This is a genomic window from Mycobacterium sp. BK086 (assembly GCA_004362315.1).
Taxonomy (GTDB): Bacteria; Actinomycetota; Actinomycetes; order Mycobacteriales; family Mycobacteriaceae; genus Mycobacterium.
In genome coordinates this window covers 453,707-470,664 of the sequence record SNWL01000004.1, presented here as the reverse complement: position 1 = coordinate 470,664, position 16,958 = coordinate 453,707, and the positions used below count along the sequence as shown (strand labels likewise).

13 protein-coding genes and 1 tRNA gene are annotated in these 16,958 nt (G+C 67.7%); 6 read left to right on the top strand and 8 right to left on the bottom strand.

Translation table 11 applies throughout. The features are described 5' to 3' along the window. Positions 1-7: 7 nt before the first annotated feature. Positions 8-1,618: an adenylate/guanylate cyclase domain-containing protein gene (locus tag EV580_RS12975; protein ID WP_208114623.1), complete on the bottom strand. Its 1,611-nt coding sequence runs from the start codon at positions 1,616-1,618 to the stop codon at positions 8-10. Between the two features lie 72 nt (positions 1,619-1,690). On the opposite strand from EV580_RS12975, the gene EV580_RS12970 reads away from it, so the two are divergent. From EV580_RS12970 to tnpB, 3 genes are all read left to right on the top strand, one after another. Further along, the gene (locus tag EV580_RS12970; protein ID WP_133691578.1) at positions 1,691-2,905 is read left to right on the top strand and encodes a DNA polymerase III subunit delta'; all 1,215 of its coding nucleotides are present in this window, start codon (positions 1,691-1,693) and stop codon (positions 2,903-2,905) included. 27 nt (positions 2,906-2,932) lie between these two features. Beyond that, positions 2,933-3,005, top strand: a tRNA-Thr gene (locus tag EV580_RS12965). A gap of 155 nt (positions 3,006-3,160) precedes the next feature. Beyond that, the gene (gene tnpB / locus EV580_RS12960) at positions 3,161-4,462 is read left to right on the top strand and encodes an IS607 family element RNA-guided endonuclease TnpB (RefSeq protein ID WP_255496864.1); all 1,302 of its coding nucleotides are present in this window, start codon (positions 3,161-3,163) and stop codon (positions 4,460-4,462) included. Between the two features lie 72 nt (positions 4,463-4,534). Here tnpB and EV580_RS12955 read toward each other — a convergent pair whose 3' ends face one another. Beyond that, the gene (locus tag EV580_RS12955; protein ID WP_133691576.1) at positions 4,535-4,900 is read right to left on the bottom strand and encodes a carboxymuconolactone decarboxylase family protein; all 366 of its coding nucleotides are present in this window, start codon (positions 4,898-4,900) and stop codon (positions 4,535-4,537) included. A gap of 27 nt (positions 4,901-4,927) precedes the next feature. Then, positions 4,928-6,721 carry a hypothetical protein gene (locus tag EV580_RS12950; protein WP_133691575.1) on the bottom strand — a complete coding sequence of 598 codons (1,794 nt, stop codon included), beginning with the start codon at positions 6,719-6,721 and terminating at the stop codon, positions 4,928-4,930. 37 nt (positions 6,722-6,758) lie between these two features. Between EV580_RS12950 and EV580_RS12945 the strand changes: the two genes are divergently transcribed. Next, positions 6,759-7,700, top strand: a complete 942-nt coding sequence (locus EV580_RS12945; RefSeq protein WP_133691574.1) for an NAD-dependent epimerase/dehydratase family protein — start codon at positions 6,759-6,761, stop codon at positions 7,698-7,700. Here the strand turns inward: EV580_RS12945 and EV580_RS12940 are convergent. The 5 genes from EV580_RS12940 to EV580_RS12920 are packed head-to-tail and all read right to left on the bottom strand — an operon-like array spanning position 7,697 to position 15,285. Beyond that, positions 7,697-8,035 carry a DUF2304 domain-containing protein gene (locus tag EV580_RS12940; protein WP_133691573.1) on the bottom strand — a complete coding sequence of 113 codons (339 nt, stop codon included), beginning with the start codon at positions 8,033-8,035 and terminating at the stop codon, positions 7,697-7,699. The genes EV580_RS12945 and EV580_RS12940 overlap by 4 nt on opposite strands. After that, complete coding sequence (gene ppgS / locus EV580_RS12935; RefSeq protein WP_370581573.1) at positions 8,032-8,727, bottom strand: polyprenyl-phospho-N-acetylgalactosaminyl synthase PpgS; 696 nt, start codon at positions 8,725-8,727, stop codon at positions 8,032-8,034. Before ppgS ends, EV580_RS12940 begins: the two co-directional genes overlap by 4 nt. A 32-nt stretch (positions 8,728-8,759) precedes the next feature. Next, positions 8,760-10,016, bottom strand: coding sequence for an MATE family efflux transporter (locus EV580_RS12930; RefSeq protein WP_133692216.1), 1,257 nt, complete (start codon positions 10,014-10,016; stop codon positions 8,760-8,762). Between the two features lie 26 nt (positions 10,017-10,042). Continuing rightward, positions 10,043-11,380 (bottom strand): M1 family metallopeptidase, encoded by a 1,338-nt coding sequence (locus tag EV580_RS12925; RefSeq protein WP_133691571.1) that lies wholly within the window; start codon positions 11,378-11,380, stop codon positions 10,043-10,045. Beyond that, positions 11,377-15,285 (bottom strand): Pls/PosA family non-ribosomal peptide synthetase, encoded by a 3,909-nt coding sequence (locus EV580_RS12920; RefSeq protein ID WP_133691570.1) that lies wholly within the window; start codon positions 15,283-15,285, stop codon positions 11,377-11,379. Before EV580_RS12920 ends, EV580_RS12925 begins: the two co-directional genes overlap by 4 nt. A 223-nt stretch (positions 15,286-15,508) precedes the next feature. Here EV580_RS12920 and EV580_RS12915 point away from each other — a divergent pair, with 223 nt between their 5' ends. Then, complete coding sequence (locus EV580_RS12915; RefSeq protein ID WP_133691569.1) at positions 15,509-16,477, top strand: TerC family protein; 969 nt, start codon at positions 15,509-15,511, stop codon at positions 16,475-16,477. An 80-nt stretch (positions 16,478-16,557) separates the two neighbouring features. Continuing rightward, entirely contained in the window at positions 16,558-16,956 is a 399-nt protein-coding gene (locus EV580_RS12910) for a hypothetical protein (RefSeq protein ID WP_133691568.1), read from the top strand. Positions 16,957-16,958 lie beyond the last annotated feature (2 nt).

Sequence of the window (16,958 nt, the reverse complement as noted above, 5' to 3'; positions counted from 1 at the left end):
CCGGGGTCTAGCCCGAGACGCTCTCGCTGGCTTCGCTGGGCAGCACCAGATTCACCGGACGGGCCAACTGAGTCGGCGCGCGTCGTCCGCGCAGCTCGACGATCTCACCGACGTTCCAGCACAACGCTTCTGCGTCCAGGGCGCCGCTGACCGCGATCGCCGAGGCCAGCACGTGGCCGCCCTCGATCTTGGCCAGCTCGGTCAGCCGGGCGGCCTCGTTGACCGGGTCACCGATCACGGTGTACTCGAAGCGGGCCTGCGCACCGATGTGCCCGGCGATCGCCCGGCCCGCCGAGACCCCGATGCCGAAGTCGGTCTGACCCAGCACACTGACCAGCTCGTCGTGCAGCTCGCGGGACGCCGCCAGTGCTGCACCGGATGCGTCGGGATGCTCGATCGGGGCGCCGAAGATGCACAGTGCCGCATCGCCCTGGAATTTGTTGACGAAGCCGCCGTGCTTCTTGACGGTCTCGACGACCACCCGGAAGAACTCGTTGAGCATGCTCACGACCTCGCCGGGCGGGCGCGTGGCCGCCAGCTGGGTCGAGCCGACCAGGTCGACGAACAGCACCGCGACATCGCGTTCCTGGCCGCCGAGCTCGGTGCCCCGTTCCAGTGCGCGCCGCGCAACGTCCTCGCCGACGTACCGGCCGAACAGGTCGCGCAGCCGCTGCCGTTCGCTCAGATCCCGAACCATGTCGTTGAAGCCGGCCTGCAGCAGGCCCAGCTCGCTGGCGTCGTAGATCTGCATGTGGGCGTTGTAGTTGCCGCGCTGAACCTCCCCGAGCGCCCAGCGCAGCTGGCGCAGCGGGTCGGCAATCGACATGGCGGCCAGCACGTTGCCTGCCATGCCGATCACCAGCGCGGCCACGGCCATCAGCAGGATCGGCGTGAACAGCGCGTCGGCCGAGGCTGCCAGCAGCGAGAACTTGCTGGCCACGATCGACAGGATGATGGCCAGCAGCGGCACCCCCGTGGACAGGATCCACGTCAGCACCAGCCGCTGGATCACGCCGGGGCGATGGAACTTCTCCGGCACCCCGCCGCGCAGCGCGGCGACCGCCACCGGGCGCAGCACGCGCTCGGACTGCAGGTAGCCGATGATCGAGGTGGCCGCGGCGCCGAGAAGCGTGGACACCGCCAGCACGGGTGCGGCATGGCTGGCCACCGGCCAGCTGGCCGCGATGAACACCACCGCACCGACCAGCCAGTTCGTCATGCTGATCACCGAGCGGTAGATCGGCATCCGCAGTGCCCGCAGCCGGGCCGCTTCGGTGATGGCCGGGTCGTCCTCGGCCAGCAGTGCGTCACGCCGTTGCCAGCGGAACACCGGGATGAGCAGCCGGAGGCTGACGAAGGCGCCCAGGGTGAATGAGATGAACAGATAGCTCAGGAAGATGACCAGGTTCAGCGTCGGCAGGTCCTGCAACATGACCCGGTCCGACGGCGGCAGACCGAACCGCAGGAAGCCCAGCACCAGCAGCGCACCGATGATGTCGGCCTGCAGCATGCCCAGGGTGAACACCGGCCACGGGGTGCGCGCCACCCACCGGACGAATCCACTGATTCGCCCCGTGCTGAGCTGCGCGGTGGTCACCAGCCCACCGTATCGGTACAGAGCGACCGATCAGTCCCTTCAGAACCCGGTGGACAGCGGATGTGTCGTTGCTGAGCACTAGTGTTTGAGGCGATGTCCGGAGTTTTCAGGCGGTTGGTGGGCCAAAGCGCCGTGGAAGAGGAGCTCGTCGGCGCCGCACGCGCGGCCCGGGGTGATTCCGCTCACGATGCGCTCGCCACCGGGACCATGACACATGCCTGGCTGATCACCGGCCCACCCGGATCAGGGCGTTCGGTGGCCGCGCAGTGCTTCGCGGCGGCCTTGCAGTGCACGGCCGAGGGCACACCTGGCTGCGGGGAGTGCCGGTCCTGCACGACGACGATGGCGGGCACCCACGGCGATGTCCGGCGCATCGTTCCCGAGGGGTTGTCGATCGGCGTCGACGAGATGCGCACGATCGTGCAGATCGCCTCGCGCCGGCCCAGTACCGGGCGCTGGCAGATCGTGGTGGTCGAAGACGCGGACCGGCTCACCGAGGGCGCGGCCAATGCGCTGCTGAAAGTCGTGGAGGAACCGCCGCCGTCGACGGTGTTCCTGCTGTGCGCGCCGTCGGTGGACCCCGAGGACATCGCGATCACCCTGCGGTCGCGGTGCCGGCATGTGGCGTTGGTGACGCCGCCGACGGCGGCAATCGCCCAGGTGCTCGTCGACAACGACGGCCTGTCCGAGGCGGACGCCCAGTGGGCGGCATCGGTCAGCGGGGGTCACGTCGGGCGGGCCCGGCGCCTGGCCACCGATCCCGATGCCCGCGACCGGCGGACCCGAGCGCTGGGGCTGGCTCGCGACGCGGCCACCCCGACGCGGGCGTATGCGGCCGCCGAGGAGCTGGTGGCCACCGCGGAGGCCGAGGCGAAGGCGCTCAATGTCGGCCGCGACGAGGCGGAGGCCGAAGAGTTGCGCACCGCGCTCGGTGCCGGCGGTACCGGCAAGGGCACCGCGGGGGCGTTGCGCGGGGCCGCCGGGGCGATCAAAGACCTGGAGCGACGGCAGAAATCCCGGCAGACCCGGGCCTCACGGGATGCCCTGGATCGCGCGCTGATCGACTTGGCGACGTACTTCCGGGATGCGCTGGTCGTGGCCAACGGTGCCGCGACGGTGGCGCCGAATCATCCCGATATGACCGAGCGGGTGGCCGCCCTGGCCGCACATGCATCTCCGGAGCGGTTGTTGCGCTGTATCGAGGCCGTCCTCGAGTGCCGCGAGGCACTGGCGACCAACGTCAAGCCCAAGTTCGCCGTCGATGCGCTGGTCGCGACCGTGGGTCAAGCACTGCGTTCGGACCTGTAGACTCACTGCTCGGCCCTCGCGGGCCGCGCCACCTTAGCTCAGTCGGTAGAGCGATTCACTCGTAATGAATAGGTCAGGAGTTCGATTCTCCTAGGTGGCTCTGTGCGGCGACGGCGTCTTGTCGGAGCCTGGTGCTTTAGTCAATTCGTGGGCTTCGAAGACGCTGAACCGGTATCCGGGGGCGATGCTCCCGGCCACCGCACGGTGGTTCGCGCATATCGTTTCGCCCTCGACCCCAACATTGAACAGCAGCGAATGCTGCAGTCGCACTGCGGAGCGCAACGATTCGCGTTCAACTGGGCGCTAGGCAGAATCCGTGCCAACTTGGACCAACGCGCTGCGGAGCGCTCCTACGGCGTCACCGAGGAGATGCTGACACCTTATGTCGACCGTTCCGCGTACGGTCTGCGTAAGTCCTGGAATGAAGCCAAAGAAGGCGTTGCGCCTTGGTGGCGAGAAAATTCCAAAGAAGCCTACGCATCAGGAATTGCGAATCTTGCTGCGGCGCTGGGTAACTGGGCGAATTCACACTCGGGTGCTCGGAAGGGGCGAGCTGTTGGCTTTCCGCGCTTCAAGTCGAAGAAATCACGATTGTCTTGTCGGTTCACCACCGGTGCGATTGGATTGCCCGACAGCGACAGGAGACACGTCCGGCTGCCGCGAATTGGCGTGATTCGAACTTTCGAGTCCACGCGGAAACTGGCGCGACGCATTGATGCGGGATCCGCTCGTATCAGATCAGCGACGATTACCAAGACCCGCGGACGATGGCATGTGGCCTTCTCTGTAGAGGTGTCCCAAACGAATGCACTACCGCGCAGGCAAACCCGTGTCGTGGGCGTGGATGTCGGGGTGAGGCATCTAGCTGTTTTGTCCGCGCCCGCCCCCGGGATATCTGATGAGAACGGCATGGTCGCGAATCCGAGGCAACTCGCAAAGGCCCAACGAGCACTCTCGAGAATTCAGCGGCAAGCCGCGCGACGACAGGGCCCCGACAGGGATCCGGCGGCCAGCCCTTCGAAACGCTGGCTGCGTAGCCAGAAGCGGATGTCAAAACTCCATGCGAGCGTCGCAAATAGCCGAGCCGACGGGCTCCACAAATTGACCACAAACTTGTCGAGGCGCTTCGGTGTAGTGGTGGTCGAGGATTTGAACGTTGCCGGAATGCTTCGCAATCGCTCCCTTTCGCGTCGGATCTCTGACGCCGCGTGGGGGGAGTTGCGCCGGCAACTCGCCTACAAGACCCAGTGGACTGGCGGACAGCTAATAGTCGCGAATCGGTTCTATGCGAGTTCAAAGACATGTTCGGCATGTGGTGCAGTGAAAGCCAAACTGCGCCTATCTGAACGCCTCTACTGTTGTGATTCGTGCGGTCTATGCATCGACCGTGACTACAACGCAGCCCGGAATCTGGCGTCATTGGCTACGACCAGCGGGCACGTCCTCCCCGAGTTGCGGGGCGACGATAAACGAGCCCGCTGGAAATCCGCATCAGACCGAGCTCCATCGGCAGAGGATATGGCCACGGGAAGCCCTCGACGGGGCAACGTCGCCTAGCAATGGGCGGCTGCTGTCGCGCACGAAGCCGGTGTGTGGGAGTAACGGTTCGATTCCCCCAGGCGGCTCTCCTTATGCCTTACCGAGTTCCTCGGCGGCGATATTGCGGGCCGTGGCGGCCGCCGGGAAGCCGGCGTAGCCGCTGGCGTGATAGATGACCTCGGCGATCTCGTCCTCGGACAACCCGTTCTGCTTGGCGATCCGGAAATGCGGACCCATTTCCTCGGTCGCCCGCAGCGCGATCAGGATGCCCAGCGTCACCAGGCTGCGATCCCGGCGGCTGAGCCCCTCGCGGGTCCACAGCTTGCCGAAAACGCTCTCGACGCCGATGTCCATCAGCTCCGGGGCGAACCCACCGAATTCGACGTCGCCGTCGGGCAGTGTGCCGGGCAGCATCTCCCGGAAAACGCGTAGACCATCCTCACGTAAGTTAGACATGCAAACTACTTTGGCACACCGCGCCGGTCAGTGCGGCGCCAAATACCCCACCGGGCCGGACGCCAGGCACAGCGACAGCGCCGCGGTGGTCGCCCGCACCGTGATCGCATCGCCCGCCCCGGGCAGCCTGACGAAGACCCGATTGAGCCCCGGATGCACCGGCACCTTGGTTTCCGGTCCCTCGTTCAGCGACATCTGCACCGAGCCCTCGCTGTTGGCCAGGTAGTTGATCTCGGCCGTCCAGTCCGCGGGCAACAGCGGCCCGTCCAGTGGCATCCGCACGGCGGCCTCGGGTTGCACGAAATAGCCGCACCCCGGCACCGGGCCGACCACGATCGTGCGCGTCCAGGTCACATTGGCGTCGACCACCTGGCCGCTCGAATTTAGTACGCGCAATTGTGTTGTGTACTTGGTGAATTCGGGTCGGTCGCGAATCAGCGCGAACATGTGACTGGCCAGGTTCTCCGGGTAGGCGACCCGTTGCAACACCAGTGGGTCGACCTCCTGGTCGAGCAGCGGGGCCGACGACGACGCCCGGGCCTGTGCCAGCCCGCGAATCGCGTTCTGCAGGTAGGGCTGTGCCGGGTTGTCCCGCCAGCTGGTCAGGAACGTCGACGTGGAGTAGAGGCTGCTGGCCGCGAAGGCCATCACCGCGGCCGTGACGACGACGGTGCGGGCGCGCGAGGCATCCAGCCAACCCGACCCCGCGCGGTTGGGTGCGCAGAATCCCACCGCGGCAAGCAGTGTCAGCACGATCACCAGATCGGGGAAGTACCGCAGCGTCTGGGCCAATTCCAAAGCGGTGAACTTCGACGAGCGCAGCAGGTAGATCGGGATCTGGCAGGCCACCGCGTACCCCGCCGCCACCAGCCACACCAAGCCGATGCGCTGCTTGCGCACCAGCGACACCGCCAGCACGGCGGCCAGTGCCAGCCAGCCCACGACCATCACCGACACCGGCGGAACCCCCCACGGGGAGGCGGGTGCCCACCGCTGCCATTCCCACGGACCGCCGGCCAGCCCGGGCGCGATCCCGTGAGTGAACGAGCGGCGCAACAGATCCCACGTCATCGCCAGATCGAAGCTCCACCGGCGGTGGTCGACGACGAGCAGGTACACCGCCACCCAGGCCGCCGTCAGGGTCAGCGCCGGCACCCACAGCCGCAGGCCGCGGCGCCAGACCGTGCGCACCGCGGCGGCATCGCCCTGCACGTGATGCAGCAGTGCGACCACCGCGAACGCGACGACCGGGATGACCGCGGCCTTTTCGAAGAACAGCAGCCCACCCAGGTACACCAGCACCCCGGTGACCGCATAGCGCCGATTCCCGGTGCGCACCAACAGAATTGCGTCGGCGCACACCCAGGCCATCGCGGCCAGCATGGGCAGCGAGTTCAGAGCCGCTGCCCACCAGGCGAATCCGGGCACACCCAGCGGGGTGAACAGGGCGAAGCACAACGGGATCAACAGCACCGGACGCCAGCCGAGGATCACGTGCAGGGCGCGTAGCACCGACAGCGACACCAGAAGCTGCAAGACCACCAAGCTGACGGCAGGCCAGGCCCACACCAGCGGCGCGAGCCGGGTGATGATGCCCGCCACCAGAAACGCGCCCGGCATCACATGCCCGTCGTGGTCGTCGAACAGGTACGACGGCGACAGCAGAGTCTGGGTGCCGGCCCGGCCCACCAGGATCAGGTCGTCCCAGTAGAAGTAGCCGCCGAAGGCCAGCACCGCGCGGACCACCAACTGGACCACGATGAGGAGGACGGCCGCGGCAGCGACCGGTGGCACGCGCGCCACACGGGTCGGAACTGCCATCGGCTCGACTGTACGGGCTGACTGTAGGGTGACCGCTATGCAGGTACTGGTCACGGGGGCGGCCGGCTTCATCGGCTCGACACTGGTCGATCGCTTACTCACCGATGGTCACACCGTCGTCGGGCTCGACGATCTGAGCCGGGGCCGGACCGAGAACCTCACCGGAGCCGAGGCCACCGGCCGGTTCGAGTTCGTGCAGGCCGATATCGCCAGCGCCGATCTCAACGGACTGTTGGAGAAGCACAAGCCCGAGGTCGTGCATCACCTGGCCGCGCAGATCGACGTTCGGCGTTCGGTGGAGGATCCCGAATTCGACGCCGCGGTCAACATCGTCGGCACGGTGCGGCTGGCCGAGGCGGCCCGGCGGTCCGGCGTGCGCAAGGTGGTCCACACCTCCTCGGGTGGCTCGATCTATGGCGTCCCGACGAATTACCCGACCAACGAGACCACCCCGGTCGACCCCGCCTCGCCGTATGCGGCCAGCAAGGTCGCCGGGGAGATCTACCTCAACACCTTCCGTCACCTCTATGGCTTGGACTGCTCGTTCATCGCGCCCGCCAACGTCTACGGCCCGCGACAGGATCCGCACGGCGAGGCCGGCGTGGTCGCGATCTTCGCCAACGCGATGCTGGCCGGCCGCCCCACCAAGGTCTACGGCGACGGGTCGAACACCCGCGACTATGTCTTCGTCGACGACGTGGTCGACGCGTTCGTCCGGGCATCGGGCGAGGGCGGGTGCGGGCAGCGGTTCAACGTCGGCACCGGGGTGGAGACCAGCGACCGGGAGCTGCACACCGTGGTCGCCAAAGTGGTCGGTGCGCCCGACGATCCGGAATTGGCACCCGCCCGGCTCGGCGATCTGAAGCGGTCGTGCCTGGACGTCCGCAAGGCGGAGATGGTGCTGGGCTGGCATCCGCAGGTGCGCCTCGAAGAAGGCATCGCCCGCACCGTCGACTACTTCCGCGCGAAGCCCGTCTAGCGCTCCGGGGTGCGCGCGCCCTCCAGCGCGACCGCGCGCGCCAGCCGGGCGTACTTCAGTTCGAGCTCCTTGAAGCGGAGATACGTGCTCATCGTGGTGAACACGAACGCGATGATCAGCGAGTAGGTGATCAGGTCGGCGCCCCGTCGCACACCGAGCCAGTTGGCCAGCACCGTGGTGTCGTCCGGCCGCAGGATGGCGTAGACCGCGAGGATCACGAACAGCACGTAGCCGACCTTGACCCAGGCCTTGGCCTTGGCGTTGGTGCGTGAGCGCAGCAGGTACACCAGCAGTGCCATCACCGCGGCGATCAGCAGCACCTGGATCCAGTTCATCGGCGCATCCTTCCGCGCAGGAACCCGTCGAAGACGATGTTCACCCCGTTCAGCAGCGGCTGGCCCTTGGACATCGAGTACTCGGTGTAGAGGATCTCGACGGGCTCTTCGGCTACCCGCCAATGGTTTTCGACGATCAGCGTGATGAATTCGGTCGCGTGGCTCATGCCGTTCATCGTGAGACTCAGGTTGTCGGCCACGGTCCTGTTGAACACCCGCAGCCCGTTGTGCGCGTCGGTGAGGTGCAACCGGTGACTGCTCGGGCTCAGCATGGCCGCAGTGCGCAGGATCAACCGCTTCAGCGGCGGGGTCTGGCTGACGGTGCTGCCCGCGAACCGGGTGCCGATCACCACATCGACGTCGCCCTTGGCCAGTCGGTCGATCATCACGACGACGTCCTTGACGCGGTGCTGGCCGTCGGCGTCGAACGTGACGAATACCGCGGCGCCGGGTTGGGCACGGGCGTATTCCACGCCGGTCTGGATGGCCGCGCCCTGCCCGAGATTCACCGGATGGCGTACCACGTGGGCGCCCGCGCGCAGCGCGATCTCGGAGGTGTCGTCTCGGCTGCCGTCGTCGACGCACACCACATGGTCGAAGACTCCGCGCAGGTCGGCGATGACGTCGCCGATGACCTTCGCTTCGTTGAACGCCGGCACGATGACCCAGGCGTCGGGATAGGGCGTGTCGATGCACCACAAGGTACACGCTGCGGAAAAAAGGTTCAGCGTGCGGCGCGGGCCAGCGCGGCCAGGTGTACGACAATCCCGACCAACGGCCCGCACAGCAGCGCCACCACGGTGCGATCGGTCAGGTTCATCGGCAGGCTCAGGAGCACCGCCGACGCCACCGTGGCTCCGACCCAGCCGATCGAATAGGCCCGGTGCAGCGCTGCCGCCACCGTCGCCGCACCGGTCACGGTCAGCAGCGCGATGGCCACCGCGCCCGCGGTCAGCCAGGCCAGCAGCGCCCCGCCGGGGCCGTACTCATCGCCGAACGCGACCCGGATCAACCACGGCCCGAGCAGTCCGGCGGCCAGCACGCCGACGGCACCCAGGCCGACGACGACGGCCGCAGGGGCGAGCAGCGCCTTGAGTCGATGCCCGCGATGGTCGACGAAGTGGGCGATCAGGTTGCCCTGCATCGCGGTGAGCGGAACCAGCAGTGGCGCTCTGGTCAGTGTCACCGCCAGGATCACCACGCCGCCCGCGGCGCCGAGGTCACCGCCGGAGGTCGCCTTGAGCAGCACCGGGAAGCCCATGACGAGGATCGCGCTGGCGCCGGCCGCCGCGATCGAATGCCCGGCACCGCGCAAGAAGGTCGCCGTACCGCCGGGCGTGCGCAGGCCTGCCGCCGTGCGAGCGCTCGGCGAGGCAGCCAGCAGCAGCAGCCAGCCCACCGCCCCGGCGACGGTGGCCCACAGGAATCCGTCGAGCCCCCATCCGAGTGCGAACGCCACCGCGGCGACCGCTACCCGCATCACGGCGTCGATGACCATCAGCACGCCGTATCCGCCCCACCGCCCGGTTCCGGCGAGTAGGCCCAAAAGTGTTGCGTGAAGACAGAATCCGGCCAATCCCACGCAGAGCAACACCACCGAAAGGGGAAGGGAGTCGCTGAACACATGCGGCGCCCACACCGGTGAGGTGGCCGCCATGACGACCGCGGCCACCAGACCTACACCTGTCGCGACACCCATCGGGTAGGTGCGCGGTCCGTCGGCGACCTCGACGTAGTTCGCGGACCGGACTTCCCGGGTGGCCTCCTGGAGCAGCCCGTACGCCGCACCGTTGACCAATCCGAACGCGCCCCAGAACACGCCGAAAACCGAGAAGCCGGCCGGGTTCAGGGCACGCGCGGCGAGATAGAGCACGGCGTATCCGCAGACCGCCGAGATCGCGGTGGCCGCGCCGACCCGGGCCACACTGCCGCGGGTGATGGCTCCGGTCCCGCCGATCTGGTCGGCACCGGTGGCGCTCAGCGCCTCGAAGGAGGCGCCCGCGTCGGTCACAGCCGCGGTACCCCGGTCGAGTCCAGCCAGGCGTCCCACAGCGGATGCAGTGACACCTCCGCGTAGTTGGCGGCGAGACCTTTGAAATCGTCGGTCACCACGGTGCTGTGCTTGTAGCGGTCGGTCCAATTGCGCAGCAGCGCAAAGAACTTGTCGTCGCCGATGGTGTTGCGCAACACGTGCAGGGTCAGTGCGCCCCGCTTGTAGACCCGGTCGTCGAACATGTCCCGCGGTCCGGGGTCGGACAGCAGCAGGTTGTGCGGCGATGCGGCCAGCTTGGCGTGGTAGTGGCGGGCCCACTGCTCGGCGCTCTGTCCGCCGGAGTTCTCCGACCACAACCATTCGGCGTAGCAGGCGAAGCCCTCGTGCAGCCAGATGTCGCGCCAGCGCCGCACCGTCACACTGTTGCCGAACCACTGGTGGGCCAGCTCGTGGGCGATCAGCCGCTCAGAGCCGCGCTTGCCGTCACAGTGATTGGCGCCGAAGATCGAAATTCCTTGGGCCTCAAGGGGTATTTCGAGATCGTCGTCGGTCACCACGACGGTGTAGCCATTGCTCAGAGGGTACGGACCGAAGAGTTTGATGAACAGCTTCATCATCTGCGGCTGACGGCTGAAATCGTGAGCGAAGTTGGTGCGCAAGCGATCTGGCAGCACAGCCTGCATAGGAACCTGTGCCTTGGGTAACTTCTCGGCGCCGTACATCCCGATCTGCAACGTCACCAGATACGTCGACGTCGGCTCGGGCTGTTCATAGGTCCACACCGTGTGCGCGGCGCGAACCCGGCGCGACACCAGCTCGCCGTTGGCCACCGCGCGATACGGGCTGTCGGTGCTGATCTGGATGCGGTAGCTGGCCTTCGCGCTGGGGTGGTCGTCGCAGGGAAACCACGATGCCGCGCCGTTCGGCTGCCCGGCGACCAGTGCCCCATTCGACAGTTCCTCGAAACCGACTTCGCCCCAATGGCTTCGAATGGGCCGCGGAGAGCCGCCGTAGCGCACCTGGATCGACATCGCCGCCCCGGCGGGCAGCGGCGCGGACAGCGTGATGTGCAGCTTGCCGCGCGCGGTTCCGAAATGGGATGGCCGGCGACCGTTGACCGTCACCTTCGTCACGGCCAACGCGTCGGACAGATCCAGGGTGAACGTCTGCAACGAGGCCAGCGTCGCGGCGGTGATCGTGGCTGTGCCGGTCAGCCGGTTGATCGCGACCTTGTACTCCAGCTCCAACTCGTAGCGCGACACCCGGTAGCCGAAGTTGCCGTTGGTCGGCAGGTACGGGTCGATGACGGGAGGACCGCCTTTTTTGGCGGCCTTCTTGGCTGGACGTTTCACGCGGCGCTGCCCTCGGGTTGGCGCGCGGGCTTCTCGCCTCGGGTCTTCTTCCGCGAATTCACCCAGGGCGCAATGGGGTTACCTTGCCAGCGGGTCGACGGCGGCACCTCGTCGCCGCGCATCACCAGCGAGGCCGGGCCGACGGTGGCGCCCGCGCCGAGTCTGGCGGCGGGCAACGCCACGCAGTGCGGTCCCAGCGTGGCGCCCTCGTCCAGCACGACGGTGTCCATCCGCATGATCCGATCATGGAACAGGTGAGTCTGCACCACGCAGCCGCGATTGACGGTGCTGGCGCGTTGCAGCGTCACCAGGTCGGCCTCGGGCAGCCAGTACGTTTCGCACCAGACGCCGCGGCCGATCTTGGCTCCCAGCGCGCGCAACCACAGATTCATCACCGGGGTGCCGCTGGCCGCGCGGGCGAACCACGGCCCCGCCACCGTCTCCACGAACGTGTCCGACACCTCGTTGCGCCAGACGAACGACGACCACAGTGGTTGTTCGCCGGACCGAATACGGCCCACCACAAGCCATTTGGCGGCAACGGCGATCCCGCCCGCCACCGCCCCCGCTATCAGCAGCACGATACCGCCGCCGAGTGCGGCCCAGCCGTACCCGAATTCGACGGCCAGAGCCTGCAGCGACGCCAGTACCGCGACCCCGATCGCGAAGGTGACGATCACCGGGAACAACCGGCAGGTTTCGACGGTCGCACGCATGATCTTGAGCCGCATCGGCGGGTTGTAGGTCAATGCGGCGTCGGCCTCGTCGGCGTGGCGCCGCAACCGGATCGGTGGGCTGCCCAACCACGACGACCCGGCCTTGGCCTTGTGTGGCGCGGCCGAAAGCACTGCGACCAGACCGTCGTCGGGTACCCGACGGCCGGGTTGGGTGATACCGGAATTGCCGAGGAATGCCCGCTTGCCGACGGTGGCTTTGGCGACGTGGATCCAGCCGCCGCCGAGCTCGTAGGAGGCGACCATGGTGTCGTCGGCCAGGAATGCACCGTCTTCGACGACGGTGAACTTGGGGGTCAGCAGCGCGGTCGAGATCTCGGTATTGCGACCGACTTTCGCGCCGAGGAGCCGTAACCACCACGGGGTGAGCAGGCTGGCGTAGAGCGGGAAGAGGTAGTTGCGGGCGGCATCCATCAGCCGTTCGGTGGCCCACAGCTGCCAGCCGACCCGGCTGCGCACCGGGTGGTAGCCCTCGCCGAGACCGATCGCCAGGACCCGCACGCCCACGACCGTGATGGCGGCATAGACGACGAGCGAGACCAGCGCGGCCACCGGGATCCAGGGGGCCGCCGCGCCGATCGCCGACAGCAGCGTCGCGCTGTGCCGCGCGGGCCACACCACCACCCCGAGCCCGATCCCCAGCGATACCAGCGGGACCGCGCCGAGCAGCATCGACGTCACGCCGTACATGACCACCCATTGGCCGGCCCGTGCCGGCCGGTCCTTGGGCCACGGGTGGCGCGCCTTACCGGATTTCACCGCCGGTGAACCCTTCCAGTACTGCCCGTTCTTCACCTTGCCGACGACGCCCGAGCCGGGGGCCACGTCGGCGTTCTTGCCGACGACGGCGCCGGGGAACAGCGTCGTGCGGGCCCCGATGGAGGCGTCGTTGCCGACGGTGATCGGGCCGACGTGGAAGAGGTCGCCGTCGATCCAATGCCCGGTCAGGTCGACCTCCGGTTCGATGGAAACCCGGTGGCCTAGCGTGAGCATGCCGGTCACCGGAGGCGCCGAGTGCAGATCCACGCCTTTGCCGACCTTGTTACCCAGCGCCCGCGCGTAGTACACCAGCCACGGCGCGCCCGCGAGGTTCTCGGCGCCACTGGCGTCGCCGAGCCGCTCGGCCAACCACACGCGCAGGTGTTCCGATCCGCCGCGTCGGTAGGTTCCCTGCTCCAGTCCGGACAACAACATCCGCGCCCCCAGCACGGCGATGCCCATGCGGCCGATCGGGCTGATGAACAGCACGAAGGCCACCGCCACCAACCACCAGTTGACGGTCACCAGCCACGGCAGTGGGTGCAGCGCGGCTGCCACATTGTTGACCAGCGCCAGCCAGGTCACCCACTGCAAACCGGTCAGGGTGGCCAGCGGCACCGACAGCAGCACCTGCGCGGCCTGTGTCGACACCGGGGTGGGCTTGACGTCGCGCGGGGTCACCGCGGGCGGCGGGGTGAGCTCGTCGAGGAATTCGGCCAGCGACCCCAGCCGGGGGTGGTCGTAGAGTTGGGCGACGGTCAGCTGCGGGAAACGCCCGCGCAGCGCGGCCACCAGCTGAGCGGCCGACAGCGAACCGCCGCCGAGGGCGAAGAAGTCCGCTTCCGGCCCGTCGACCACCGCCCCCAGCACGTCGCGCCAGAGCCCGGCCAGCCAGCCCATCGTGCCGCCGAGGTCCGGTTCCTGCTCCTGGTAGCCCGGTGGCGGCCAGGGCAACGCGTTGCGGTCGACCTTGCCGGATGTCCTGGTGGGCAGCTCGTCGAGCAGGACCAGGCGCGGGACGAGCGCGGCGGGCAGGTGATCGGTCAGGTGAGCGCGGGCGGCGGTGAGGTCGAAATTCGGGTCGGCGCTGGCGATATAGCCGACCAGCATCGGGGTGCCGCTGGCGGTGCGCCGGACCGCGGCCGCACCACCGCTGACGCCGGGCAGGTTGACCAGCGCGGTGTCGACCTCACCGAGCTCGATCCGGCGGCCACCGACCTTGACCTGGTCGTCGGCGCGGCCCTGGAAATACAGTCCGTCGGCTTCCAGCCGGACGAGGTCACCGCTGCGGTAAGCGCGCGACCACTCCAGCGTGGGCATGGCCGCGTACTTTTCGGCGTCCTTCTCCGGATCCAGGTAGCGAGCCAGCCCGACGCCGCCGATCACCAGCTCGCCGACCTCGCCCAAAGCGACTGGTACACCGGCTGAGTCGACGACGGCCAGATCCCAGCCCGGCAGCGGACGGCCGATGCTGACGGCACTGCCGTCCAGCTGCGCCGCGCTGGCCACCACCGTCGCCTCGGTCGGCCCGTAGGTGTTCCACACCTCGCGGCCCTCGACCGCCAGTCGCTCGGCAAGTTCGGGTGGGCAGGCTTCGCCGCCAAAGATCAACAGCCGCACCGCTTCCAGGGCCTCGGCCGGCCATAGGGAAGCCAGCGTCGGCACCGTGGACACCACGGTGATGTCCCGTGACACCAGCCACGGCCCGAGGTCCATGCCGCTGCGCACCAGCGCGCGCGGGGCGGGCACCAGGCAGGCGCCGTAGCGCCAGGCCAGCCACATCTCCTCGCAGGACGCGTCGAACGCCACAGACAGGCCGGCCAGTACTCGATCGCCGGGGCCGATCGGGTTGCTCTGCAAGAACATTCGCGCCTCGGCGTCGACGAACGCCGCGGCGTTGCGGTGGGTCACCGCGACACCCTTGGGGGTGCCGGTCGATCCGGACGTGAAGATGATCCAGGCGTCGTCGCGGCCCAGGGGCGCGGTGGCCCGCCAGCCCCGCGAGGAGCCCGGCCCGCGGGTCAGGCCCGCTTCGGTGATGATGGCGACCACACCGGCTTCGCCGAAGACCAACTCGGCCCGCTCGACGGGGTCGTCGGCATCCACCGGGACGTAGGCGGCGCCGGCCGCCAGCGTCGAGAGGATGGCGACGTACAGGGCATAGCTGCCCGACGGCATCCGGATGCCGATCCGGTCACCGCGGCCGATCCCACGCGCCGCCAGCCACTCGACGCTCTCCTCGATGTCGGCGATCAGCTCGGCATAGGTGAGCTGCACCGATCCGTCGTCAATCGCCGCCGCCTCCGGGAAGCGGTTGGCGGTGTCATAGAGGATGTCGATGAGGGTGCGCGGGGGCGGAGCCTGTTCTGACAACAGGTACTGCGGGGGAATCTCCGGCGTCGCCACGACCATGGATCCTAGGCCGCGCGGTTTACATCGGGGTGCGGGACGCGGCCAGGCGTCCGCCCGGTTTGCTGCAGCGCGCGCCGACCTGGAAGACTGCGTCGGAGAGGGGAGTATTCCTTTTGCCTCGGCGTCGTCACCACGGCGGCCATCGTCGGCCGCCCGGTACCGCGGGCCGCTTCTGCGGCGGAAGAGACCTCGGACGTTTGTCGACGCCCGGAGGTTATCGGCTGTGAATGTTTCCCCGCTCGAGTGGTTCATCACCATCGGTGTGACGGTGGCGGTGCTGCTCTTCGACATCATCGTGGTGGCTCGTCGCCCGCATGAACCGACGATGCGTGAGTGCGGCATCTATCTGTCGGTCTACGTCGGGCTGGCGCTGGCGTTCGGCCTCTGGGTGTGGAATTTCCACGGTGACCAGTTCGGCCTCGAGTTCTACGCCGGCTGGCTCACCGAATACAGCCTGTCGGTGGACAACCTGTTCATCTTCATCATCATCATGGCCAGCTTCAACGTGCCGAAGGTCTATCAGCAGGAGGCGCTGCTCGTCGGTATCGTGCTGGCGCTGATCTTCCGCGGAATTTTCATCGCGCTGGGTGCCGTTGCCATTGAGCAGTTTTCGTGGATCTTCTACGTCTTCGGAGCATTCCTGCTGTACACCGCGATCAGGCTGGTTCGCGACACCGATCACGACGACGACGCCGAGAACACCGTGGTCCGGCTGGCCAGGAAATACTTCCCGACCACCGACAAGTGGGACGGCCTGAAGCTCTATCTCAAAGTAGACGGCCGACGGCTGATGACCCCGATGTTCCTGGTCATCGTCGCGCTGGGCACCACCGACCTGCTGTTCGCACTGGATTCCATTCCGGCGATCTACGGACTGACCCGCGAACCCTATCTCGTGTTCACCGCAAACCTGTTTGCGCTCATGGGATTGCGTCAGTTGTACTTCCTGCTGGGCGATCTGCTCAACCGCCTCGTGTACCTGTCGCAGGGGCTGGCCTTCATCCTGTTCTTCATCGGGGTCAAGCTGGTGCTGCACGCCCTGCACGAGAACGAGCTGCCGTTCATCAATGGTGGCGAAGGTCTGCACGTCCCGGAGATCCCGACGCTGCTGAGCCTGGCCGTCATCGTGCTGACGCTGTTCCTGACGATGGTTGCCAGTCTGATCAAGACCCGGCTGAGCGAAAAACGCTGAGGATGGTGACTTCGTTCGTGTTCGCGTCCGCGTGAGTGGAATCCTGGTCAGCCTCGTTGCGTTTCCCTAGCGTGACCGACATGCCGGAGTTGCGGGTTTTCCTTGCCGAAACCGACGGTGCCTTGACGGAGTTGACCACCGGCGTGCGCCCGGTGGTACGGATCAGCGCGCCGGATCTGCAGGAGGCCGCGCGGCGCCGCCGCAGGCTGCCCGCCGATGTCGCCGTGGTCCTCGACCTGGCGGTCTCGGTGGCCGACGATCCCCGCACCGCGCTCGCGGCGATCTCCGATCACGACGGCGACGCGGGAGTGCGCTACGCAGGCACGGTCGACGGCCTCGCCGGACTGGTGGCCGACCTGTTCATCGCCAGGGTGGCCGACGGGGTCACCTTGATCCCGGTCGGTCCCGACGACCTGCGTCCGCGTGCGCACGCCGCCCTGAGCCGTATCCAGGATCGATTGCGGATCCGGGCCGCCTGAAC

What these genes read in the sequence shown, in the direction of transcription:
- EV580_RS12970 (WP_133691578.1), top strand. Translation starts at nt 1,691, where the DNA reads ATGTCCGGAGTTTTCAGGCGGTTGGTGGGCCAAAGCGCCGTGGAAGAG.
- tnpB (WP_255496864.1), top strand. Translation starts at nt 3,161, where the DNA reads ATGCTGCAGTCGCACTGCGGAGCGCAACGATTCGCGTTCAACTGGGCG.
- EV580_RS12955 (WP_133691576.1), bottom strand. Translation starts at nt 4,900, where the DNA reads ATGTCTAACTTACGTGAGGATGGTCTACGCGTTTTCCGGGAGATGCTG.
- EV580_RS12950 (WP_133691575.1), bottom strand. Translation starts at nt 6,721, where the DNA reads ATGGCAGTTCCGACCCGTGTGGCGCGCGTGCCACCGGTCGCTGCCGCG.
- EV580_RS12945 (WP_133691574.1), top strand. Translation starts at nt 6,759, where the DNA reads ATGCAGGTACTGGTCACGGGGGCGGCCGGCTTCATCGGCTCGACACTG.
- EV580_RS12940 (WP_133691573.1), bottom strand. Translation starts at nt 8,035, where the DNA reads ATGAACTGGATCCAGGTGCTGCTGATCGCCGCGGTGATGGCACTGCTG.
- EV580_RS12920 (WP_133691570.1), bottom strand. Translation starts at nt 15,285, where the DNA reads ATGGTCGTGGCGACGCCGGAGATTCCCCCGCAGTACCTGTTGTCAGAA.
- EV580_RS12910 (WP_133691568.1), top strand. Translation starts at nt 16,558, where the DNA reads ATGCCGGAGTTGCGGGTTTTCCTTGCCGAAACCGACGGTGCCTTGACG.